Genomic DNA, 21950 nt, shown 5'->3' with positions numbered 1-21950 from the left:
GCGCCTGTATCAAAGAGAGACGGATATGACAGGTTTATCCATCGAAAACATCTCCATGCGCTTCGACCTGCCCAATGGAACGGCAGTGCAGGCGTTGAAAGATGTCACGTTGCATCTGAACGAAGGCGAGTTGATGAGCGTGCTGGGCCCCTCGGGCTGCGGCAAGACCACACTGCTGAACATCGTAGCGGGTTTTCTGGCCCCGACCGAAGGGCAGATCGTGATGAATGGCCACACGGTCACTGGCCCTGATGCCGAACGTGGCATGGTGTTTCAAAAAGGCGCTTTGTTCGAATGGATGAGCGTGCGTGACAATGTAAGTTTTGGTCCCCGGATGAAGGGCCAGAAGGAAGCGCAATACGCGGCCGAGGTCGATCATCTGCTTGAGGTCGTGGGCCTTCAGGACTTCAAGGAAAAGGCGATCTACGAGTTGTCTGGCGGGATGCAGCAGCGCGTGGCGCTGGCGCGATGTCTGGCCAATGACCCCGATGTCATCCTGATGGACGAACCGCTGGGTGCGCTGGACGCGCTGACCCGTGAAAAAATGCAATCGCTGGTTTTGAAACTTTGGAAAGAGACCGGCAAGACCATCATCCTGATCACCCACTCGGTCGAAGAGGCGCTGCTGCTGGGTGAGCGTCTGTTGGTGATGGCACCCAGACCGGGGCGCATTCACAAGGAATATCGCCTTCCCTTCGCAGATATGGGCGTCGACCAGGATCTGCGTGAGGTCAAGAAACACCCCGACTTCGCCACCAACCGCGAAGAAATCCTGGGCATGATTTGGGACATGGAAGAAGAAATCATGGGTCGGACGGAGGCAGCGCAATGATCCCCATTCTGATCTATATCGCGATATTCATCGGCGCATTCTTTGTGGTCAAACTGGTGACCGCAGGCACAGACCGCCATGATTTCACGTCACTTAAGACGGTCACTTTCGGCGATGAAAGCGCCGTTGTCTCGGATCGTAAGGCGTCAATCATCTCGATCATCGCCATCTTCGTGCTTTGGGGCGCATTCACCGGGTCGGCCTTGTTGCCGTCGTTCTTGCACGCGCCGGGGCCGTATGTCGGAGAAGGTACGTTCACCTACACGGTTGAAACGGCAGATGGTCAGACCGATGACGCCACGGTGACGGTAATTGTGCACCCTGCGGACGCACCGGTGGACGAACCCGAGGTCGCACCCGGTGACGGATTTGCCAAAGACGATGCCGTAGTGGTTCAGGCTTATCGCAGCAAGCTGGCCCGCCTTGACCGAAATGATGAGGTCGGTCGCGACGAGGGGGCCAAGATCGTTGCTGTGAATGGTCAGCCGATTGAACCCGGTGGCGTTGTGAACACCGATTTCGGCCGTGTGGTCATGTCGCAGCGTGGCACACTCAATATTGACCCGGACAAAGGCTGGCAGATGGAACCGATCTGGCTGCCCGCACCGGAAAACGTTTTCGAACGGCTGGGCGAGATTGCCAGCGAAGGCTTCCGGAACTTCACCCTTTGGGAGCATCTGGGCTATTCGCTGTTCCGCGTGATCGTGGGCTTCCTTCTGGGATCGCTTGTGGGCATTCCGTTGGGATATGCAATGGGCCTGTCCAACTGGTTCCGTGGATGGTTCGACCCGATCGTCGAATTCATGCGCCCGGTTCCGCCGCTGGCCTTGATCCCGCTGGTGATCATCTGGGCCGGGATTGGTGAGGGCGGCAAGATTATCCTGCTGTTCCTGGCGGCGCTGTGGATCATGGCGATTGCGGCCCGTTCTGGTGTGTCCGGCGTGAACATCTCGAAGGTACACGCGGCCTATTCCCTTGGGGCGTCAAAGTGGCAGGTGATGCGCTATGTGATCATCCCCAACTCGCTGCCCGAGATCTTCACCGGTGCGCGGGTTGCGATGGGCGTCTGCTGGGGCACGGTTGTTGCTGCAGAACTGGTCGCTGCTGAAAAAGGGGCTGGCATGATGATCATGGTTGCCTCGAAATTTCAGAACACCGACATCGTGATCATGGGTATCATCCTGATTGGCGTCATCGGCTTCGGTATCGACATGCTGATGCGCTGGGCCGAACGTGTTCTGGTGCCCTGGAAAGGTAAAAGCTGATCGATTTGAATCAGACGTCAACGCGCGTCTGATTGCTTTTAGACCGATAAAAGGCGCGGTTTCCCGGTCCCGGGTGCCGCGCCTCTTTCATTGTGCGCCTGCCGCCCTGCTATGCGTGTGACAAAACGGGTCAGCGATATATCCAGTTTGCAGGCTGATTACGCCCAATTGGCTCTTGCGTTTGGCGTCGGCGGCTGAGATTGTCTGCGCCAACCGTTGGGGTGCCCTGATCGCAGGGCTGAGAGGCGCGGCTGCGCTAACCCATCGAACCTGATCCGGGCAATTCCGGCGTAGGGAACGGTCTTATGAATGCAGACAGTTTTCCTACATCGTTGCCCAAATAAGATGGAGCGACGACATGGCTGCAATTGCCTTGACCATTGCGGGATCCGACAGTGGCGGCGGTGCCGGGATACAGGCCGATCTGAAGGCCATGTCAGCACTTGGTGTTTTTGGGGCCAGCGTGATCACCGCTGTCACCGCACAGAACACACAGGCCGTCACAGCGGTGCATGGTATCCCTCTGGACGTGATCGAGGCGCAAATTCACGCGGTGCTGGGCGATCTGGACGTCAAAGCCGTAAAGATCGGTATGCTGGCTACACCCGAGATCATTCAATCCGTTGCCAAGGGGCTGGCTGACTTTCAAGGCCCCATTGTTCTGGACCCGGTAATGATCGCCAAGTCCGGTGACGCCTTGCTGGCGCAAGAGGCAATTCAAACCTTGCGCGATGTGTTGTTGCCGATGGCGACGGTTTTGACCCCAAATCTTCCCGAAGCCGCTTGCCTGTTGGATGCACAAGAGGCCGAAACGCCCGAGGAGATGGCCGCTCAGGGTCAGGCTCTTTGCGCTTTGGGTGCGCGCGCTGTGGTGATGAAAGGCGGTCACGGTGCGGGCGAGGTGTGTCATGATTTGCTGATCGACCCGACAGGTATCGTGGCAGAGTTTCTGGCCCCGCGCCTGAACACCAAAAACACGCATGGGACCGGATGCACCTTGTCATCCTCGATTGCCGCGGGTTTGGCAAAGGGTCTGCCGATGAAGCAGGCCGCTGCGCAGGCGCATGAATACCTGCAAGGCGCGATTGGACGCGCAGATGAGCTGAACGTGGGTTCCGGGCATGGTCCGGTGCATCATTTCTATCAGGTCTGGCCCAAGTGACCGTCTGGTCTGTCATAGGAGCCGGGGTTGCCGGTCTGGCCGTCGCCAGCGAACTGGTGTCGCGCGGCGCGAAGGTGCAGGTGTTTGATCCCGGCGGCCCGCCGGGCCCGCACGGGTGTTCGTGGTGGGCCGGGGGCATGCTGGCCCCCTGGTGTGAATATGAAAACGCGGAAGAACCGGTGCTGAGACTGGGTCAGCAGGCCATCGACTGGTGGGCTGGTCGCACACAGGTACAGCGGTGCGGTACCTTGGTCGTTGCAAGTGCAAGAGACCTGCCAGACCTACGCAGATTTGCGCGCCGGACTGAGGCGTATGTGGATGCTGATCGCGCGAAAATCGCTGAATTAGAGCCCGATCTGCACGGGTTTGGGAAAGGTCTGTTCTTTGACCAAGAAGCCCACCTTGATCCCCGTCAGGCATTGCAGGACTTGCATCGAGGTCTGCGAGAGCAAGGGGTGGAGTTCCATCGCAAACTGGCCCCCGTGCAGCTTGAGAACGCAATCGACTGTCGCGGTCTGCACGCGCGCGAGTACCTTCATGATCTTCGGGGTGTGAAGGGTGAGATGCTGGTCGTGCGTAGCCCCGACGTGACGCTGACCCGTCCCGTGCGTCTTTTGCACCCCCGGATGCCGCTTTACATCGTGCCGAGGGGCGATGGCATCTACATGCTGGGTGCGACCATGATCGAAAGCGAAGACAGCAGCCGCATCACGGCCCGGTCCATGCTGGAACTGCTCAGCGCGGCTTATGCCCTGAACCCGGCCTTTGGTGAGGCTGAGGTGTTGGAAATAGGCGTCGATCTGCGCCCTGCCTTTCCCGATAATTTGCCCCGCATCCGCCGCTTGGGCAGGACAATCTATGCCAACGGGCTTTATCGACACGGTTACCTGCTGGCCCCGGCGTTGGCGCAGGGTGTGGCGGATCTGGCGTTGGACAACACACATTCGGAGATGGTCGATGAAGATCGTGCTTAACGGAGAGGCGCGGGACGTACGCGCCGAAACCCTGGCCGAGCTGCTGGACGAATGCGGCTTCACTGGCCGCGTTGCCACCGCAGTGAACGAGGATTTCGTGCCGTCCAGTCTACGCATTGCGCACGAATTGGCCGATGGCGACCGGGTCGAAGTTGTTGCACCGATGCAGGGAGGGTGAGCATGAAGACCTTCTACGGAACCGAACTGCCCAACCCTTTGATGCTCGGCACGGCCCAGTATCCCAGCCCGGCCATTTTGGAGCAGGCTTTCCGCGACAGTGGTGCGGGTGTTGCAACCGTATCCTTGCGCCGTGAATCCGGTGCCGGGCAGACCTTTTGGCAGATGATCCGGGAACTGGGTGTCCTGATCCTGCCCAACACCGCTGGTTGCCACACAGTGAAAGAGGCCGTGACCACGGCCGATATGGCCCGCGAGGTTTTTGAGACCTCGTGGATCAAGCTGGAACTGATTGGACACACCGACAGCCTGCAACCGGATGTGTTCCAGTTGGTCGAAGCCGCCCGCATCCTGACCGAAGACGGATTTCAGGTGTTTCCCTATACCACCGATGATCTAATCGTGGGCGAACGTTTGCTGGAAGCTGGGTGCGAGGTGCTGATGCCTTGGGGCGCGCCGATTGGGTCTGGGCGTGGTCTGAACAACGAATATGCCTTGCGCGCGATGCGGGCCGAGTTTCCAGATGTTCCACTGGTGGTCGATGCCGGTATTGGCCTGCCCAGCCATGCGGCCCACGCGATGGAGCTGGGCTATGACGCCGTGCTGTTGAACACTGCCGTGGCCCGCGCCGGAGATCCTGTTCTGATGGCCAAAGCGATGGCGCAGGCGACGCTGGCCGGGCAGTTGGCCCATCAGGCTGACCCGATCGAGGCGCGCGATATGGCTGAACCTTCTACCCCTGTTGTTGGAAAGGCATTCCTGTCATGACGCTGGACCGTTTTTATCCGATCTTCGATCACTCGGACTGGCTGCGACGGATGTTGCCGCTGGGTGTCAAGCTGGTGCAGCTGCGCGTCAAGGATCAGCCGGATGATGAGGTACGCGACCAGATAGCGGCTTCGCGCGATTTGTGCCGCGATCATGGGTCGGTTCTGGTGATCAATGATTACTGGCAACATGCCATTGATCTGGGGTGCGACTGGGTTCATCTGGGGCAAGAGGATCTGGACGATGCAGATCTGAAAGCCGTCCGAAAAGCGGGTCTAAAGCTGGGTGTTTCTACCCATGACGACGATGAGCTTGAGCGTGTGTTGGCCATGGATCCCGACTATGTGGCGTTAGGGCCCGTCTATCCAACCATCCTGAAAAAGATGAAATGGCATCAGCAAGGCCTGCCCCGTGTGACCGAATGGAAGGCACGCGTTGGCGACATTCCCTTGGTGGGCATCGGCGGTATGAGCGTTGAGCGCGCGGCAGGTGTGCTGGAGGCCGGGGCCGATATTGTCTCGGCCGTGACGGACATTACTCTGAATGCTGACCCCGAAGCGCGGGTGCGCGCGTGGATCAAGGCCACAAGATGAGCCGCTATGCCCGTCAGACGCTTTTGCCAGAAGTGGGCGAAGAAGGGCAGGGTCGCCTGACTTCGGCTCATGTTCTGGTGGTCGGCGCGGGCGGGTTGGCCGCGCCGGTCCTACCGCTTTTGGCCGGGGCTGGTTTGGGGCAGATCACGATTGTAGATGGTGACAACGTGGATCTGTCGAATCTGCATCGGCAAACCTTGTTTGCTGAGGCCGATTGCGGACAGCCCAAGGCAGAGCGGGCCGCCGACCGGTGCCGCGCGTTGAATTCCGAGGTTGAAGTTGTCGCCTTCAATCACGCGCTTACCAGTGAAAATGCGGCCTCTCTGGTCGCGCAAGCCGATGCCGTTTTGGATTGCGCTGACAGTTACGCGGCCAGTTATATCCTGTCGGACACGTGCCTGGAGCAAGGCAAACCGTTGATCAGCGCATCGGTTCTGGGGCTTTCGGGCTATGTCGGCGGGTTCTGTGGCGGTGCGCCATCCCTGCGCGCTGTGTTCCCGGATGCGCCGGACAGTGGGGCCAGTTGCGCGACAGCGGGCGTTCTGGGTCCTGTGGTTGGCGTGATCGGGGCGATGCAGGCACAGATGGTGCTGAACCTGATCCTCGGGTTGGAGCCGTCGCCTTTGGGGCAGATGGTGCAGTATGACGCGCGTACTCTGCGCAGTACCGGGTTCCGGTTTGACGATGCACCCGAGCCGACCACGCGTTTTCGGTTCCTGTCGGCTGGCCAACTGACGGATACCGACCAGATCGTGGAGCTGCGCGGTGTCGAAGAAGCGCCGATTCCTGCCCATCCAAACGCCGCTCGCTTTTTGCCGAATGAACTTCACAAGTTAGACCCTAACAAAGGCAAAAGGCTTGCACTTTGCTGCGCCACAGGCCTGCGGTCTTGGCGCGCCGCCGAACAGTTACAACCAGATTGGCCGGGCGAGATCGTCCTTGTCGCGGCCTCAACCTCGTGAGTGAAAAGGAAACGCGAGACATGAAAAAGCTGATGACAGCCATTGCCCTTCTGGCCGCCGCGCCAGCTTGGGCCGAAGACAAGATGACCGTTCTGCTGGATTGGTTTATCAACCCTGACCACGGCCCTATTATTGTGGCGCAGGAAAACGGCTATTTCGCCGAGCAGGGGCTTGAGGTTGAAATCGTCCCACCTGCGGACCCGTCCGCCCCGCCGCGTCTGGTAGCTGCTGGTCAGGCAGAACTGGCCGTGTCGTATCAGCCCCAGCTACATCTGCAAGTCCACGAGGGCCTGCCCCTGAAACGCGTTGGCACGCTGGTTGCAACACCCTTGAACTGCCTTTTGGTGCTGGAAGACGGCCCGATCAAATCGCCCGCCGACCTCAAGGGCAAGAAGATCGGTTTCTCTGTCGCAGGTGTCGAAGAGGCCATCCTTGGCACCGTTCTGGGCAAATATGACGTTGCTCTGGACGATGTGGAGCTGATCAACGTCAACTTCTCGCTCTCGCCCTCGCTGATGACTGGTCAGGTCGATGCGGTTATCGGCGCCTACCGTAACTTTGAACTCAACCAGATGGATATCGAAGGTCGTCCGGGCACTTGTTTTTATATCGAGGAAGAAGGCGTGCCATCCTACGACGAACTGATTTATGTCGCCAACCCCGAGACGATGGACAAAGACAAGATCGCCCGCTTCTTGGCCGCGACCGAAAAGGCGACCCAGTATATCGTCAACAACCCGGAAAAAAGCTGGGAGATCTTCGCAGGCACGTCACCTGAACTGCAAGATGAGCTGAACGCCCGCGCCTGGGTCGACACGCTACCGCGTTTTGCACTGCGCCCCGCAGGCTTTGATGCCGGTCGCTATGCCCGGTTCGAGGCGTTCCTGAACGAAAGCGGCATGATCGACAGTGTCCTTCCGGTCAGTGATCTGACCATCGACGTGACCGCACAATGAGCGGGTATGGCAAAGCCTTCACATTGATGCGTGACGCGGCGCAGGGACCGTGGCGGGACTATACCCGCCACGCCTTTGTCGAAGGAATGAAAGACGGCACGCTGCCGCGTGAGGCGTTTCTTCACTATCTGCGACAGGATTACGTGTTTCTGATCCATTTTTCTCGTGCCTGGGCTTTGGCGGTAGTGAAATCGGAAACGCATTCCGAAATGCTGACAGCGGTCGGTACCGTGAACGCTCTGGTCGCGGAAGAAATGCAACTGCACATCGGTATCTGTGAGGCTGCTGGAATCTCACAGGATGAATTGTTTGCCACCCCTGAACGCGCCGAAAATCTTGCATATACGCGGTTCGTCCTCGAAGCGGGATACAGCGGCGATCTGCTGGACTTGCTGGCAGCGTTGGCTCCCTGCGTTATGGGCTATGGTGAGATCGGTACCCGGCTGGCAGAAGAGGCGACGTCCGATACCTATCGCGACTGGATCAACACCTATGCCGGGGAAGAGTATCAAGGCGCGTGCCAAGCGGTAGGTGAGTTGCTGGATTCGGCTCTAACACGGCGACTTGGGGCGGATTTTGAATCTTCGCCCCGCTGGGATCGTTTGTGTCAAACCTTCCGGACGGCGACGGAATTGGAGGTGAATTTCTGGCAAATGGGCCTGACCCCGTGACCCCTGCGCCTGATCTGACCATAAACGGGTCTGCCAAAATCGACGGCGCAACCCTGTTCGCTCCGTTGACCCTGACCCTTGGGGCAGGGGCATGGACCTGTTTGCTGGGCGGATCGGGCGTGGGAAAAACGACCGTTTTGCGGTTGATTGCCGGGTTGGAAACCGGGGCCGAGTTCTCGGGCCAGATCACAGCAAGCGACGGTTTACCGGTCTCGGATCGGGTGGCTTACATGGCGCAGGACGACCTACTGTTGCCTTGGGCGACAGTGGCGCAGAACGTTTCGCTTGGTGCGCGGCTGCGGGGCGAAAAGCCTGATCTGGATCGGCGTGACGGCCTGATCAAACGGATGCGCCTGCAGGATCACATGACCAAGAAACCGACCGAGCTGTCGGGGGGCCAAAGACAGCGCGTCGCGCTGGCCCGTACGCTGATGGAAGACCGGCCCATCGTTCTGCTGGATGAGCCGTTTTCAGCGCTCGACGCCCGGACCCGCGCCGATATGCAGGATTTGGCGGCCGAGGCGCTGGCAGGGCGAACTGTCCTTTTAGTCACGCATGACCCCGGTGAAGCCGCGCGCTTGGGGCAGTCCATTGTTGTCATGACCGAACATGGCCTGACCCCTTGCGACCCACCTCACGCTCCGGCCCCACGCAGCGTGGATGATCTGGAAACGCTGGAAACTCAGGGCGCGTTGCTGCGACTTCTGCGGGAGGACGCGGTATGAAGTACCTGTCGGCAATCGCAGCTACACTGTTTGCAATGATCATCTGGCAAGGGATCGTGACCCTGACAGGTTTGCCAAAATTCATTCTGCCCGGCCCCGCTTTGGTGGCCGAAACCTGGTGGCAAAACAGATGGGTGATCGCCGAACATGCGTGGATCACCGCAGTTGAAGTTGTCATAGGCTTGGGTGTCGGAACGGTTCTGGGCGTCATCACAGCGCTTCAATTGGCGAATTCGCGCGCCGCGCGGGTTTTGGTGCAGCCCATGCTGGTGTTCACTCAGGCGCTGCCGGTTTTTGCGCTGGCACCGTTGCTGACCCTGTGGCTTGGCTATGGTCTGTGGTCCAAAGTCGCGATGGCGGTGCTGATCATCTATTTCCCGATCACCTCGTCTTTCTTTGATGGGTTGATGCGCACGCCACCGGGTTATCTGGATCTGGCGCGCACGATGCAGGCCAGCAAACGGTCGGTGCTGTGGCACATCCGTATTCCGGCGGCGCTGCCTTCGCTGGCTTCGGGCATGCGTCTGGCGGCAGTCTATGCGCCGATCGGGGCGGTGATTGGTGAATGGGTCGGCTCGTCGCAAGGTTTGGGATATCTGATGCTGCTGGCCAATGGTCGCGCCAAGACCGACCTGATGTTTGCGGCGATGCTGACGCTGGGTGTGTTCTCGATCCTTCTGCACATGATCGTCCGCCGCGCCACCGCGCGCATGGCGGGCGAGGCGCGTTAACCAATCAGAAACCGATTCTGCGTCAGGGTGAAGCTATGACCCAGAACGCCTTTGCCGAAGCCCCTATGCTGTTTGACACGGACGAAGCGCTGGCGCAGCCGCTGCCCTCTGGTCGGATACCCTCCTACATCAAAGACCATCGCAAGCGGCTGCGCGAACGGTTCATGGCAGGCGGGTCAGCGGCAATGCCGGATTACGAGTTGCTGGAACTGGTGCTGTTCCGATCCATACCGCGACAAGACGTAAAGCCGCTGGCGCGTGCGTTGATGGATGCGTTTGGCGATTTCAACCGCGTGTTGACCGCGTCCGAAGAACGACTGCGCCAGATCAAAGGCGTGGGCGATACGGTGATTACTGATCTGAAAATCCTTGAGGCTTGCGCCCACAGGATGGCGCGTGCGCGGGTGATGCAGCGGCATGTGATCTCGGGCTGGGATGCGCTGCTGGATTATTGTCACACCACCATGGCCCATCGTGAGACCGAGCAGTTTCGCGTGTTCTATCTGGATCGAAAAAACGTTCTGATCGCGGATGAAGAGCAAGCCAAAGGCACCGTTGATCACGTGCCGGTCTATCCGCGCGAGGTTGCCAAACGCGCGCTGGAGTTGAATGCCTCGGCCTTGATTTTGGTTCATAACCATCCGTCTGGTGACCCAACGCCTTCGCAGTCGGATATAGATATGACCAACCGTATTCAGGATGCGTGTTCGGCGTTGGGCCTAACCTTGCACGATCACCTGATCATTGGGAAATCGACCGAATTGAGTTTTCGGTCGGAAGGATTCCTGTAGCGCTTACTGAACCCAGATTTCGACCCGACGGTTAACTTTGCGGCCCCATTCGGTGTCATCGCACGCCATTGGCATCGCCTCACCAAACCCTTCGGCTGAAACCTCGATACCTTCGGGCAGTGACGATTCCATTGCCGCCAGCACAGTATTTCGCACGGTTTGAGCGCGCCGCAAGGCGATGCGGGCATTGGCAGCGGCCCCGCCATCACCGTCGCTGAAGCCAGCAAACACCAGCTTGCGCGCCTTCAGCGTTCCGGTTTCAAGCATTTGCGCCAAGTGTTGGATGTTTGAACGAGACTGCGCATCGGGCCGCGATGATCCGGGTTCAAACCGAACGGACAAGGACAGGCGCGACAGCGGACGCAGCGTGTCGATCATACGCTGCAATTCTTCCAGCTCGACCTCAGCGCCGCCGGTGACAATAGCGTTGGCAAGCCGGTCGCCCTGCACGCCAATTGGCAGAGTTTCGGGCGATTGATCCACATAACCAGCGCCCCGTATCGCCATCTGTGCGCCGGGGCCTTGGGTATATGCCAGAAACTGCCGCGCGATCCGTGGCAGGCGTCGATCCGGCAGGTAGAGGAACATCGGCAGGGTCAGCGGATAATCCTCGGTCTTGATTGATTGTCGGGTGGCGGCAAGCGGATGACCGCAGCCTCCGGTCAACGGCAGGGGGCGCGTGCCATCAGCTGTAGCTTTGCTGGCTATCCCAATTGAGAAGGGGTCTTTGGCCACGGCGTCTGTCAGATCTCCGATTCGGCTGTGCGGGATCGCTGACGGCGACAAATCTGCATCCACGGTTTTCAGGACCTGGTCTTCAACAGCTTGTGCAAGCCCGGATCCCATTTCCGGGACATGCAGGGCAATCGGCGCGTCCGGTCCGCCCAATTCCACCCAATTGGTCACTTCCCCGGACAGGATACGGGCCAAATCTGCCATCGAGATTTGCTGCATCATGCTGTCAGCAGCAACCACCGGAACCATAGCGTCTAACGCAATGACCCGTGAGCGCCGCGCCCGTTTCAGATTACCCAGACCGGCAGCTTCGGCTTCCTCTCGTTCTGACTCGCGCACTTCCCGCTGGGCCATCACAATATCTGTCTGATCCGCAACCAGATCCCTGAACCCACGCGCCGTTGTTCCAACGTCAAAATAAAACCGTGCAAGTGGTGCTGAGCGGTCAACCTGCCTGAGCTCATAGACAAAACTGTCCGAATCTACGCGGGCTGGGGTTGCTGTCAGGTTCTCTTGCCGTGCGAACCCTATAATGAGTGCGGGAAGAACCGTTTCAGCCATAACGGAGGAGCCGGAAAGCCACAGCTCAGCCACAAAATCCGTCAGGTTTGGACAGGCGGGGCCGTCGCAGGTGACGCCAGAGCCATCTACTGTCAGCGGGCCAAACTGAGTCTCAACGCGATAAAACTCGCCGTCAAAACCCAGCAGATTGCCGGTCACTTCGACCTTGCCGTCATGCGACGTCAGCGTGATGTCCTGCGCCAAAGCGCCAGTGGCAAATGAAATCAGCGCAGCTGCCGCTACACGGAATAATGTCATAAGAGAGTCAAACCTGCCTGCGGATTACTTTGCCGCGATTGTCAGGTCTGAGAGAAGATTATTCAACACCAGAAACTCACCTGCGTGTGAACAATCGGGCAGGTCCAGCGACATGTCGCGGGATCGTAGGCGGCGGTCTGACAAAAGTTCTAACGCTTGCACGTTCAGAGTATGCCCGCAATTTGCCTCGGTCACTTCCGCCTCGACCGTCAGATCGATTGTGCCAGACTGGTCCGACGCACTGGCCGGGAAAGAATAGACTTCGATATTTTGCGTCTTGCTTAGTCCTTGTTGACCAAGTCGCACAATGTCGCCTGTTCCTTGCGCCGAAGCATCAGCCCAAACGTGGCCATCGCCGCCATAGGTGGCGCCGAACTCCAGAGCATGGATCTGCAATTCGGTCTCACCCTGCCATTGAAGGGCAACGCGATTGTATTCGACAATGTCAGAAACGTGAGTGGTGGCGACAGTGCCGCTTTCGTCTTCGAATGAAATCAGAAAAATCGCATACTCCGACAAGGCCGGGATCGTCATTTGCAGTGCGCCGGACGCGTCGGTCATCTGACTGACCGTCAGACCGCTATGATGGACCTCAACACGCTCTTCCGCGTTACAAGGCGCTTTAAGTGTTAGGCGGGCCATCGCGCCCGGAATAGCGGTAGCGCGGGCGCTGATGTTGCAATCCGTCGGTCTGACCGCAGAGGGAACCCCACCAGGTACAGGAGCTGCATTGCTGGGAATTGCGTCAGACGGTGTGGCTGAGGTCAAAACGATATCTTCCAGCCCGGACAAAACCGAAGACTGCTCTGACGCCGATGCGACATCAATACCGCCCTGCGCGGCGTTGTGCTGCGCAGAAGATCCGTTTTGCATCAGGTAGCCGATGCCCAAAGCACATACCACCGTTCCGCACATGGTCACGTAGTTGCGAACTACAAACAAGACACCCTCCCCAGTTGAAGGAGCAGCTTGCACTCTCGCCACGAATCGCGGCCAATTTATGGCCGCGATACGGACTCAATGTGATCAGAGGTTGTTAACGTTAGGTCAATCTGCCGTGACAGTGTTTGAACTTCTTGCCTGAACCGCAGGGGCAGGGATCGTTCCGCGACGGGTTGCCCCAGGTTGACGGGTCTGTCTCATCAAACCCTGGCAGTGCATCGCCAGACGCAGCGGCTTCGGCTTTGGCTTCGGCCTGATCGGCGGCTTTGTCCACCGCCTGTTGCGCCTGAGCCTGCTGTGCGGCCATCTGGGCAAGCATCTCTTTCTGCTCTTCCTCAGACAGAGGGCGCACGCGCGACAATTGCTGCGTGACGGTTTCGCGCAAGCTGTCCAGCATGCCTTCGAACAACTGGAAGCTTTCGTTTTTGTATTCGTTCAGCGGATCGCGCTGGGCATAACCGCGAAAACCGACAACCGAACGCAGATGTTCCAGCGTCAGCAAATGCTCGCGCCATTTGCTGTCGATGGTTTGCAGCAATACCTGCTTTTCGATGTTGCGCATGTTTTCCGGACCAAAGGCGACAGCTTTTTGCGCCATCATCTCATCTGCGGTCTTGATCAGGCGCTCGCGCACCTGTTCGTCGTCCACGCCTTCTTCAGCGGCCCAGTTCTGAACCGGCGCGTCGACGGTCAGCTTGTCTTTGATCGCTTCATGCAGCCCGTCTGTATCCCACTGATCCGCATAGGACTTTGGCGGCATATATTCGTCGATCAGGTCATCGATCACCTGTTCGCGCATATCCGAGACGATCTCGGACAGGTCATTGGCCGACATGATTTCGCGGCGTTGGCTAAAGATCACCTTACGCTGGTCGTTCATCACGTCGTCGAACTTGAGAACGTTCTTGCGCATGTCAAAGTTGCGGCCTTCGACCTTGGATTGCGCGCGTTCCAACGACTTGTTCACCCAAGGGTGGATGATTGCCTCGCCTTCTTTCATGCCTAGCGTCGTCAGAACCTTGTCCAGACGTTCCGAGCCAAAGATACGCATCAAATCGTCTTCAAGGCTCAGGTAGAACACAGTGCGGCCCGGATCACCCTGACGGCCGGAACGACCTCGCAGCTGGTTGTCGATGCGGCGGCTTTCGTGGCGTTCAGACGCCATGACGTACAGGCCGCCCGCCGCCAGAACCTTTTCTTTTTCCTCAGCGTGGCGCGCTTCTTCTGCGGCCCGCAGTTCAGATGGATCCGCTTCGGGGTTTTCGGCCAGTGCCTTCAGCACTTTCATTTCGACATTGCCGCCGAGTTGAATGTCGGTACCACGACCGGCCATGTTTGTGGCAATTGTTACGGCACCCAAACGGCCTGCATCCGCAACGATTTGCGCCTCTTGCTCGTGCTGACGGGCGTTCAGAACATTGTGCTCGATGCCTTCTTTGGTCAGCATTTGGCTCAGCAGTTCAGATTTCTCAATGGACGTAGTGCCCAGCAAAACAGGCTGGCCTTTTTCCTGAGCCTTTTTTGTTTCGCCGATCATTGCACCGTATTTTTCCATTGCGGTGCGATAGACCTGATCGTCCTCGTCGATCCGGGCAATTGGCTTGTTGGTTGGAACCTCGACCACGCCAAGCCCATAGATTTCGGCAAATTCCTCGGCCTCGGTCAGGGCTGTACCGGTCATGCCGCCCAGCTTGTCATACAGGCGGAAATAGTTCTGGAAGGTTACGCTGGCCAGCGTCACGTTTTCGGGCTGAATCTGCACACCTTCTTTGGCCTCAATTGCCTGGTGCAGACCTTCCGACAGGCGGCGGCCCGGCATCATGCGGCCGGTGAATTCGTCGATCAGAACGACATTGCCGTCACGCACGATGTAGTCTTTGTCGCGTTGGAACAACTTGTGTGCGCGAAGGCCCTGATTGACGTGGTGCACGACTGTCGTGCTTTCCGGGTCGTACAGGGAATGGCCTTCTGGTATCAGCCCGGTCTCAAGCAGCTGAGCTTCCAGAAACTCGTTGCCCTCATCGGTGAACGTCACATTGCGCGACTTTTCATCCAGCGTGAAATGATCATCGCTGAGCGTTGGAATCAGCGCGTCAATCGCAGTGTAAAGATCCGAACGGTCCTGTGCAGGTCCCGAGATGATCAGCGGTGTCCGCGCTTCGTCGATCAGGATCGAGTCGACTTCGTCCACAATCGCGAAGTTGTGGTATTTCTGATAAACCTGTTCCAGATCTGCCTTCATATTGTCGCGCAGATAATCGAAACCCAGCTCGTTATTGGTGGCGTAGGTGATGTCGCACTTATAAGCGGCCATCTTTTCTGGATCGGGCTGACCCGACCAGATCACGCCCGTGGTCATGCCCACAGAGGCAAATACTTTGCCCATCCATTCCGAGTCGCGCTTGGCCAGGTATTCGTTCACTGTGACCACATGCACACCCTTGCCGGTCAGCGCGTTCAGATAGGCAGGGAAGGTTGCAACCAGTGTCTTACCTTCACCCGTCTTCATTTCCGAGATGTTGCCCTGATGCAGGAAGATGCCGCCCATCAACTGCACGTCAAAGCCGCGCAGACCCAAAGCACGCTTGGCCCCTTCGCGCACGTTTGCAAAGGCTTCGGGCAGCAGATCATCCAGGCTTTCGCCATCCAGAGCGCGCTTGCGCAGTTCCTCGGTCTTGTCGATCAGGCCCTGATCCGACAGTTTTTCGAACTCTGGCTCCAATGCGTTGATCTTTTCGATCAGGGGGCGGGTCGCCTTGATCTTGCGGTCGTTCGGTGTTCCGAACACCTTTTTGGCGAGCGTTCCGAGTCCCAGCATGTTCACTCCAGCGGATCTGTTCTTGTCTTGGTTTCGACAGGCTTGCCCACCTTGCGCGCAACCCATAGATACGGGGGGTGAAAGGCGGCCCTGTCCAAGGCTTCAAAGCGATGTAAGCGGCAGGTTCCAGAGTGTCAACGCTGCGCCCTGTCGCGGCAAGGAAATAGGATGATTCAATGCCCAAAGGCCTCACTTTTCTGCCATCGCTGGCTCTGACTGCCATGATGGCACTGCCGCTGGCCGCCGAAACCAAGCCCGACGCGTCCACAGTTTTGGCACGTGTGAATGGCGATGAAATCACACTTGGTCACTTGATTGCGACCGTTGCTGCGCTGCCTCAGCAGTACCTGCAGGCTGAAGATGATGTTCTGTTCGACTTTGTGCTGGAGCAGATGATTCAACAGCAACTGCTGGGCCAGCAGCAGGAAGATCTGACCACCGAAAACGCCCTGCGGTTGGAAAATGAAAAACGCTCGTTGCGTGCAGTACAGACTGTCACTGCGTTGACGGAAGCTGCCGTCACGGATGAGGCCATACAGGCGGCCTATGATGCGCAGTTCAAAGATTTCGCGGGCGAAGATGAATTTGACGCCAGCCATATTCTGGTCGAGACCGAGGAAAAAGCAAAAGAGCTGAAGGCGCAGTTGGATGACGGTGCCGACTTTGCCGAGCTTGCGCGCGAGAACTCGACCGGCCCGTCCGGCCCAAACGGAGGTGCGCTGGGCTGGTTCGGCAAAGGCCAGATGGTACCCGAATTCGAAGGTGCCGTGATCGCGTTGGAAAAAGGGCAGATCTCGGACCCGGTTCAGACCCAATTTGGCTGGCATCTGGTCAAGCTGAACGACAAGCGCAAGACCGAAGCGCCTGAATTGGACGTTGTGCGCGAAGAGCTTGTGCAGACGATCCAGCAAGAAGTCATTCAGGCCCGCATTGATGAACTGACGCAGCAGGCCCAGATCGAGCGTCCCGCATTGGAAGGCGCAGGCCCCGAGATCATGCGCCAACTGGATCTGATTCAGGAGTAAAGACCCGTGGCCAAGATCACCAAGGTTTCGCCGCTGGCCCCAGCGTCTTTCCCCGATTTGCCCGCGATTGACGGTGTGCGTTTCGCAACTGTCGAGGCCGGCGTGCGTTATCAGGGCCGTACCGACGTCATGCTGGCGGTTCTGGACCCGGGCACTTCGGTGGCCGGGGTCTTTACCCGCTCGGCCACACGGGCTGCGCCGGTGCTGGATTGTCAGGACAAGATCGGTGGGTCCAGCGAAGGGCCTGCGGCGATCCTGGTGAACTCGGGCAATGCCAATGCCTTTACAGGTCACTATGGCCAGACCTCGGTGGCCGAGGTGACACAAGCCGTGTCCAAGGCCACCGGCGTTCCGATAGAACGCGTCTTTACCTCGTCCACCGGCGTGATCGGCGAACCGCTGCCGCATGACCGTATCGTATCGCAGCTTGAGACGTTGAAGTCCGGCCTGAGCCGTCAAGCCATCGAGGATGCGGCGCGTGCCATCATGACCACCGACACCTTCCCCAAGGGTGCATCAGCACAGGTCGAGATTGACGGAAAAACAGTCTCTATTGTAGGGATTGCGAAGGGGTCCGGCATGATCGCGCCCGATATGGCGACGATGCTGGTCTATATCTTCACCGACGCACAGGTCGAGCAATCGGCGCTGCAGTCCATGCTGAGCGCGCAGACTGACCGGACCTTCAACTGCATTACCGTAGACAGCGATACGTCGACCTCGGACAGCCTGTTGCTTTGCGCCACCGGGGCATCTGGTGTGGACGCCACTGGCAATTCCACCTTTGCCGAGGCTTTGGAAACCGTGATGCTGGACCTCGCGCAACAGGTGGTGCGTGACGGGGAAGGGGCCACGAAATTCGTAGAAATTCGTGTGACCGGAGCCGCCACGGACGCCGACGCCAAAACCCACGGGCTGGCCATCGCCAACTCTCCGCTGGTCAAAACCGCCATCGCGGGTGAGGACCCGAACTGGGGTCGTATCGTCATGGCCATTGGCAAATCTGGCGCCGCGGCGGATCGTGACCTGCTGAGCATCTCGTTCGGCGACATTCTTGTGGCGGAAAAAGGTTGGGTCAACCCTGACTACCGTGAGGAGGATGCGGCCGAATATATGAAGGGTCAGGACCTTGTGATCGCGGTCGATCTGGGGCTGGGCGAGGGCGCATCCACCGTCTGGACCTGCGACCTGACCCATGGATATATCGAGATCAACGCGGATTATCGTTCATGAAGACAGTGTTAGTGTCTGCCGTTGCCCTGATCGACATCGAGGGGCGCGTCCTGCTGGCCCAACGTCCCGAGGGCAAATCCATGGCCGGTCTCTGGGAATTCCCCGGCGGCAAGATCGAACCCGGCGAAACCCCCGAAGCCGCGCTTATCCGCGAATTGCATGAGGAGTTGGGCATCGACACCTGGGCCTCGTGCCTCGCGCCGTTGACCTTCGCCAGCCACAGCTATGATGATTTCCACTTGCTGATGCCTCTGTTTGCGTGCCGCAAATGGGAGGGGATACCGCAGTCGAAAGAAGGGCAGGCGCTGAAATGGGTGCGCGCGAACGATCTGCGGAACTACCCGATGCCTGCGGCGGACATACCGTTGATTCCGATTCTGAGGGATTGGTTATAGGGAGGTAAATTAAAGGTTTTCCAATGATCTAGTGGAATATCTGCTGTGCGGACGAATCCGTCTTTCACGTATCTTCGCCCATCACATGCGGAAAGTACTCTCGATCCCATTCGTCTAGGCGAAGTAACACCTTGCCCCAAGATAAGACACGGTCAGTTTCTCCATATGGAACTTCAGAAACAGTGCAATCCCCATCGTAACCAGCTGGGGCTATGTGAAAGTGCTCATCATCTCGGTCAAGCGATTGGAGAAGTTCAATAAGCCGGTCACGTCCCGCTTCATTGAGCCATATTTGGATTTGCCATTTTTTACACCCGCCTTTCAGGTTCACCAGCTTTACCTTCGACTGGTTACCAAAAGTCGAGCCCACCCCTGTTACAATTCGTAAGAATTGAGAAAACATCAGGCAAAACTTGACGTTGATCTTTCCTACGTCCCTTATCGGGGCATCGACAACTGGGGCGTGTTCCCGATCTGTCGTTTCCGGCTCGGAGGAGGGGCCGGATGGGGAGGAGAAAAAGATTGGCTCAGATGCAGTCGGGCGCTGAGGGGTTAAGCTCCCTTCCGGCGCTGTTACACCGCAACGTGACCCAGTTCGGGGATGCCCCGGCCTATCGGGAAAAAGAATTCGGGATCTGGCAATGCTGGACCTGGGCGGAAGCCGCCAAGGAAATCCGAGCGATTGCGCTTGGGTTTTTGGAATTGGGTGTTGAGAAAGGCGACCATATCGCCGTCATAGGCCGCAACCGTCCCGCGCATTACTGGTCGATGGTGGCTGCGCAGATGGTCGGCGCAGTTCCGGTGCCATTATATCAGGACTCGGTCGCCGAAGAGATGGCCTATGTGCTGGAACACTGTGGTGCGAAATACGTCGTGTGCGGTGATCAAGAGCAGGTCGACAAGGTCATCGAAATTCAGGAAAACCTGCATCAGGTCAAACACATCCTCTATACCGACAAGCGTGGAATGCGGAAGTATGACCATTCCCAGATGAACGCGCTTGAGGACATCATGGCCGAGGGCAGCGCGGGTCACGCACGGTTCGATGCCGAGCTGGACAAACGCATCTCTGCGATCACTTACGACGATACCTGCGTGATGCTGTATACCTCGGGCACCACGGGCAAACCCAAGGGTGTGGTGCTGTCGAACCGTAACGTTATCGAGAGCGCCAAGAACTCTGCCGAGTTTGATCATCTGACGCGGAACGAAGACATTCTCTCTTACCTGCCGATGGCCTGGGTTGGGGATTTCATTTTCTCGATTGGTCAGGCTTATTGGTGCGGTTTCTGCGTGAACTGCCCCGAAAGCGCCGACACGATGATGACAGACCTGCGCGAGATCGGGCCGACCTATTTCTTCGCACCGCCGCGCGTTTTTGAGACTCAGCTGACCAATGTGATGATCCGGATGGAGGATGCGGGCAAGCTGAAGCAGCGCATGTTCCACCACTTCATGGCGCACGCCAAGAAGGTCGGAGGATTGCTGCTGGACGGCAAACCGGTGGGCTTTGGCGATAAGCTGAAATACGCGTTGGGCAATATGCTGGTCTACGGCCCGCTCAAGGATACGTTGGGCTATGGCCGCTTTCGCGTCGGCTATACGGCGGGTGAGGCGATTGGGCCGGAAATCTTTGATTTCTACCGCTCTTTGGGCATCAACCTGAAACAGCTTTACGGCCAGACCGAAGCGACCGTGTTCATCACCGTGCAGCCCGATGGCGAGGTGCGTGCCGATACAGTTGGGGTTCCCGCACCGGATGTGGAGCTGAAGATCGACGATAAGGGTGAGATTCACTATCGCTCGCCCGGTGTGTTTGTTGAGTATTACAACAATCCCGATTCGACGGCCTCGACCAAAGATGCCGAAGGGTGGGTGGCCACAGGGGATGCGGGGTTCATTGAAGAGACCTCGGGTCACTTGCGGATCATCGACCGTGCAAAGGATGTGGGGAAAATGGCCGATGGGTCGATGTTTGCGCCGAAATATGTCGAGAACAAGCTGAAGTTCTATCCCGATATCCTTGAGGTCGTGCTGTTCGGCAATGGCAAGGATCGCTGCGTGGCCTTCATCAATATCGATCTCACGGCGGTCGGAAACTGGGCGGAACGCAACAACGTGGCCTATGCGTCCTATCAGGAACTTGCGGGACATCCCCGTGTGTTAGAGACGATTCGAAGCCATGTGGAAGAGGTCAACAAGTCGGTCGCGGCAGATGAAATGCTGTCGGGCTGCCAGGTGCATCGCTTTGTGGTTCTGCACAAGGAACTGGACGCCGATGATGGCGAGATGACCCGGACCCGCAAGGTGCGTCGCGGCTTTGTCGAGGACAAGTTCCACGACATCATTGCCGCGCTATATGACGGGTCCGAGAGCGTTTCGACCACCACCGAAGTGACCTATGAGGATGGCCGCAAGGGCTCGATTTCTGCAACTCTGGAGATCGTAGACGCACCGGTTGTGCCGGTCGCGCAGCACAAGGTTGCGGCGGAATGAGCGCCGCTCGACCTGCCGCCCATCTTCTCGTTTTCGTGTCAGGGAGTAACTGATGCTGGATAATTCCGAAGGATACATCACCGAAGACGGCCGCCAGATTGGCGGTGTGGTGATGGAGATGAAGAACATCACGCTGCGCTTTGGCGGTGTGGTGGCGATCAAGGATATCTCGTTCGACATTCGCGAGGGAGAGATCCGGGCGATCATCGGCCCGAACGGGGCGGGCAAATCCTCGATGCTGAACGTGATCTCGGGCTTTTACGTCCCGCAAGAGGGGGAGGTCTGGTTCCACGGCTCAAAACGCCCGCCAATGCGACCTTTTGAGGTGGCGCAGCAGGGCATCGCGCGGACGTTCCAGAACATTGCTCTGTTCGAAGGCATGAGCGTTCTGGACAACGTCATGACCGGGCGGCTGAGCTTTATGAAAACCAACATGTTTCAGCAGGCGTGGTGGAAGGGCAAGGCCGAGGCGGAAGAGACGGAGAACCGTGAGGCAGTCGAAAAGATTATCGATTTCCTTGAGATTCAGCACATCCGCAAAACGCCCGTGTCCCGCCTGCCTTATGGTTTGAAAAAACGCGTCGAATTGGCGCGAGCGCTGGCGGCGGAACCCAAGCTGCTGCTGCTGGATGAACCCATGGCGGGCATGAACGTTGAAGAGAAAGAGGACATGAGCCGCTTTATCCTCGACGTGAATGATGAGTTCGGAACCACGATTGCTCTGATCGAACATGACATGGGCGTTGTGATGGACCTGAGCGACCGGGTGGTTGTGATGGATTACGGCAAGAAGATCGGGGACGGAACACCCGATGAGGTGCGCAACAACCAAGAGGTCATCGACGCCTATCTGGGGGTCAGCCATGATTGATATCCGGAC

The 21950-nt window shown here is 58.1% G+C and carries 22 protein-coding genes and 1 riboswitch; of the genes, 18 read left to right on the top strand and 4 right to left on the bottom strand.

What is annotated here, in order from left to right; translation table 11 throughout:
* Positions 1-25: 25 nt before the first annotated feature.
* The 13 genes from ACXADZ_RS17205 (at position 26) to radC (ending at position 10607) form a co-directional block, all read left to right on the top strand.
* Positions 26-832: a taurine ABC transporter ATP-binding protein gene (locus tag ACXADZ_RS17205; RefSeq protein WP_171092888.1), complete on the top strand. Its 807-nt coding sequence runs from the start codon at positions 26-28 to the stop codon at positions 830-832.
* Entirely contained in the window at positions 829-2097 is a 1269-nt protein-coding gene (locus ACXADZ_RS17200; RefSeq protein ID WP_171648197.1) for an ABC transporter permease subunit, read from the top strand. Before ACXADZ_RS17205 ends, ACXADZ_RS17200 begins: the two co-directional genes overlap by 4 nt.
* Before the next feature lie 207 nt (positions 2098-2304).
* Positions 2305-2411: riboswitch (TPP riboswitch) on the top strand.
* 44 nt (positions 2412-2455) lie between these two features.
* Positions 2456-3259: a bifunctional hydroxymethylpyrimidine kinase/phosphomethylpyrimidine kinase gene (thiD, locus tag ACXADZ_RS17195; protein ID WP_475198210.1), complete on the top strand. Its 804-nt coding sequence runs from the start codon at positions 2456-2458 to the stop codon at positions 3257-3259.
* The gene (locus ACXADZ_RS17190; RefSeq protein ID WP_475198209.1) at positions 3256-4233 is read left to right on the top strand and encodes an FAD-dependent oxidoreductase; all 978 of its coding nucleotides are present in this window, start codon (positions 3256-3258) and stop codon (positions 4231-4233) included. Before thiD ends, ACXADZ_RS17190 begins: the two co-directional genes overlap by 4 nt.
* Positions 4217-4411, top strand: coding sequence for a sulfur carrier protein ThiS (gene thiS / locus ACXADZ_RS17185; RefSeq protein WP_171184601.1), 195 nt, complete (start codon positions 4217-4219; stop codon positions 4409-4411). Before ACXADZ_RS17190 ends, thiS begins: the two co-directional genes overlap by 17 nt.
* Positions 4412-4413: 2 nt before the next feature.
* Positions 4414-5178: a thiazole synthase gene (locus ACXADZ_RS17180; protein WP_475198206.1), complete on the top strand. Its 765-nt coding sequence runs from the start codon at positions 4414-4416 to the stop codon at positions 5176-5178.
* A complete protein-coding gene (locus ACXADZ_RS17175; RefSeq protein ID WP_475198204.1) occupies positions 5175-5771 on the top strand; it encodes a thiamine phosphate synthase in 597 nt (198 codons plus the stop codon). Before ACXADZ_RS17180 ends, ACXADZ_RS17175 begins: the two co-directional genes overlap by 4 nt.
* A complete protein-coding gene (locus tag ACXADZ_RS17170) occupies positions 5768-6733 on the top strand; it encodes a ThiF family adenylyltransferase (RefSeq protein ID WP_475198203.1) in 966 nt (321 codons plus the stop codon). The genes ACXADZ_RS17175 and ACXADZ_RS17170 overlap by 4 nt, the downstream gene beginning before the upstream one ends.
* Positions 6734-6753: 20 nt before the next feature.
* On the top strand, positions 6754-7689 hold the full coding sequence (locus ACXADZ_RS17165) for an ABC transporter substrate-binding protein (RefSeq protein WP_475198201.1): 936 nt from the start codon (positions 6754-6756) through the stop codon (positions 7687-7689).
* On the top strand, positions 7686-8360 hold the full coding sequence (gene tenA / locus ACXADZ_RS17160) for a thiaminase II (RefSeq protein WP_475198200.1): 675 nt from the start codon (positions 7686-7688) through the stop codon (positions 8358-8360). The genes ACXADZ_RS17165 and tenA overlap by 4 nt, the downstream gene beginning before the upstream one ends.
* Positions 8357-9085: an ABC transporter ATP-binding protein gene (locus tag ACXADZ_RS17155; RefSeq protein WP_475198603.1), complete on the top strand. Its 729-nt coding sequence runs from the start codon at positions 8357-8359 to the stop codon at positions 9083-9085. The genes tenA and ACXADZ_RS17155 overlap by 4 nt, the downstream gene beginning before the upstream one ends.
* On the top strand, positions 9082-9816 hold the full coding sequence (locus ACXADZ_RS17150) for an ABC transporter permease (RefSeq protein ID WP_475198198.1): 735 nt from the start codon (positions 9082-9084) through the stop codon (positions 9814-9816). Before ACXADZ_RS17155 ends, ACXADZ_RS17150 begins: the two co-directional genes overlap by 4 nt.
* Positions 9817-9851: 35 nt before the next feature.
* Positions 9852-10607 (top strand): RadC family protein, encoded by a 756-nt coding sequence (radC, locus tag ACXADZ_RS17145; RefSeq protein WP_475198197.1) that lies wholly within the window; start codon positions 9852-9854, stop codon positions 10605-10607.
* A 3-nt stretch (positions 10608-10610) separates the two neighbouring features.
* On the opposite strand, the gene ACXADZ_RS17140 is transcribed toward radC, so the two are convergent.
* From ACXADZ_RS17140 to secA, 3 genes are all read right to left on the bottom strand, one after another.
* Positions 10611-12161, bottom strand: coding sequence for a phosphate ABC transporter substrate-binding/OmpA family protein (locus ACXADZ_RS17140; protein WP_475198194.1), 1551 nt, complete (start codon positions 12159-12161; stop codon positions 10611-10613).
* Between the two features lie 24 nt (positions 12162-12185).
* Entirely contained in the window at positions 12186-13103 is a 918-nt protein-coding gene (locus tag ACXADZ_RS17135; protein ID WP_171092917.1) for a hypothetical protein, read from the bottom strand.
* A gap of 100 nt (positions 13104-13203) precedes the next feature.
* Positions 13204-15921: a preprotein translocase subunit SecA gene (gene secA / locus ACXADZ_RS17130; RefSeq protein WP_475198192.1), complete on the bottom strand. Its 2718-nt coding sequence runs from the start codon at positions 15919-15921 to the stop codon at positions 13204-13206.
* A gap of 176 nt (positions 15922-16097) precedes the next feature.
* Here secA and ACXADZ_RS17125 point away from each other — a divergent pair, with 176 nt between their 5' ends.
* Genes ACXADZ_RS17125 through mutT form a run of 3 tightly spaced genes read left to right on the top strand, consistent with a single transcriptional unit; the run spans position 16098 to position 18574 of the window.
* Positions 16098-16946 carry a peptidylprolyl isomerase gene (locus ACXADZ_RS17125; RefSeq protein ID WP_171670157.1) on the top strand — a complete coding sequence of 283 codons (849 nt, stop codon included), beginning with the start codon at positions 16098-16100 and terminating at the stop codon, positions 16944-16946.
* A gap of 6 nt (positions 16947-16952) precedes the next feature.
* Positions 16953-18179, top strand: coding sequence for a bifunctional glutamate N-acetyltransferase/amino-acid acetyltransferase ArgJ (gene argJ / locus ACXADZ_RS17120; RefSeq protein WP_475198190.1), 1227 nt, complete (start codon positions 16953-16955; stop codon positions 18177-18179).
* The gene (mutT, locus tag ACXADZ_RS17115) at positions 18176-18574 is read left to right on the top strand and encodes an 8-oxo-dGTP diphosphatase MutT (RefSeq protein WP_171620365.1); all 399 of its coding nucleotides are present in this window, start codon (positions 18176-18178) and stop codon (positions 18572-18574) included. Before argJ ends, mutT begins: the two co-directional genes overlap by 4 nt.
* A gap of 64 nt (positions 18575-18638) precedes the next feature.
* On the opposite strand, the gene ACXADZ_RS17110 is transcribed toward mutT, so the two are convergent.
* The gene (locus ACXADZ_RS17110; RefSeq protein WP_475198188.1) at positions 18639-18977 is read right to left on the bottom strand and encodes a hypothetical protein; all 339 of its coding nucleotides are present in this window, start codon (positions 18975-18977) and stop codon (positions 18639-18641) included.
* 128 nt (positions 18978-19105) lie between these two features.
* Between ACXADZ_RS17110 and ACXADZ_RS17105 the strand changes: the two genes are divergently transcribed.
* Together ACXADZ_RS17105 and ACXADZ_RS17100 are read left to right on the top strand one after the other, a co-directional pair.
* Positions 19106-21070 carry an AMP-binding protein gene (locus tag ACXADZ_RS17105; protein WP_475198601.1) on the top strand — a complete coding sequence of 655 codons (1965 nt, stop codon included), beginning with the start codon at positions 19106-19108 and terminating at the stop codon, positions 21068-21070.
* 52 nt (positions 21071-21122) lie between these two features.
* Entirely contained in the window at positions 21123-21941 is an 819-nt protein-coding gene (locus ACXADZ_RS17100) for an ABC transporter ATP-binding protein (protein ID WP_475198185.1), read from the top strand.
* Positions 21942-21950: the final 9 nt, after the last annotated feature.

The organism is Ruegeria sp. ABM4_193, from assembly GCF_056158705.1.
This window is presented reverse-complemented; position numbering and strand designations above follow the sequence as displayed.

Bases quoted from the DNA above. Each gene is read 5' to 3' on its own strand.
- ACXADZ_RS17200 (WP_171648197.1), top strand. From the start codon at position 829: ATGATCCCCATTCTGATCTATATCGCGATATTCATCGGCGCATTCTTT.
- ACXADZ_RS17105 (WP_475198601.1), top strand. From the start codon at position 19,106: ATGCAGTCGGGCGCTGAGGGGTTAAGCTCCCTTCCGGCGCTGTTACAC.
- ACXADZ_RS17140 (WP_475198194.1), bottom strand. From the start codon at position 12,161: ATGACATTATTCCGTGTAGCGGCAGCTGCGCTGATTTCATTTGCCACT.
- ACXADZ_RS17175 (WP_475198204.1), top strand. From the start codon at position 5,175: ATGACGCTGGACCGTTTTTATCCGATCTTCGATCACTCGGACTGGCTG.
- ACXADZ_RS17170 (WP_475198203.1), top strand. From the start codon at position 5,768: ATGAGCCGCTATGCCCGTCAGACGCTTTTGCCAGAAGTGGGCGAAGAA.
- thiD (WP_475198210.1), top strand. From the start codon at position 2,456: ATGGCTGCAATTGCCTTGACCATTGCGGGATCCGACAGTGGCGGCGGT.
- ACXADZ_RS17110 (WP_475198188.1), bottom strand. From the start codon at position 18,977: ATGTTTTCTCAATTCTTACGAATTGTAACAGGGGTGGGCTCGACTTTT.
- mutT (WP_171620365.1), top strand. From the start codon at position 18,176: ATGAAGACAGTGTTAGTGTCTGCCGTTGCCCTGATCGACATCGAGGGG.
- ACXADZ_RS17125 (WP_171670157.1), top strand. From the start codon at position 16,098: ATGCCCAAAGGCCTCACTTTTCTGCCATCGCTGGCTCTGACTGCCATG.
- secA (WP_475198192.1), bottom strand. From the start codon at position 15,921: ATGCTGGGACTCGGAACGCTCGCCAAAAAGGTGTTCGGAACACCGAAC.
- ACXADZ_RS17150 (WP_475198198.1), top strand. From the start codon at position 9,082: ATGAAGTACCTGTCGGCAATCGCAGCTACACTGTTTGCAATGATCATC.
- ACXADZ_RS17165 (WP_475198201.1), top strand. From the start codon at position 6,754: ATGAAAAAGCTGATGACAGCCATTGCCCTTCTGGCCGCCGCGCCAGCT.
- thiS (WP_171184601.1), top strand. From the start codon at position 4,217: ATGAAGATCGTGCTTAACGGAGAGGCGCGGGACGTACGCGCCGAAACC.
- ACXADZ_RS17100 (WP_475198185.1), top strand. From the start codon at position 21,123: ATGCTGGATAATTCCGAAGGATACATCACCGAAGACGGCCGCCAGATT.
- ACXADZ_RS17205 (WP_171092888.1), top strand. From the start codon at position 26: ATGACAGGTTTATCCATCGAAAACATCTCCATGCGCTTCGACCTGCCC.
- tenA (WP_475198200.1), top strand. From the start codon at position 7,686: ATGAGCGGGTATGGCAAAGCCTTCACATTGATGCGTGACGCGGCGCAG.
- radC (WP_475198197.1), top strand. From the start codon at position 9,852: ATGACCCAGAACGCCTTTGCCGAAGCCCCTATGCTGTTTGACACGGAC.
- ACXADZ_RS17180 (WP_475198206.1), top strand. From the start codon at position 4,414: ATGAAGACCTTCTACGGAACCGAACTGCCCAACCCTTTGATGCTCGGC.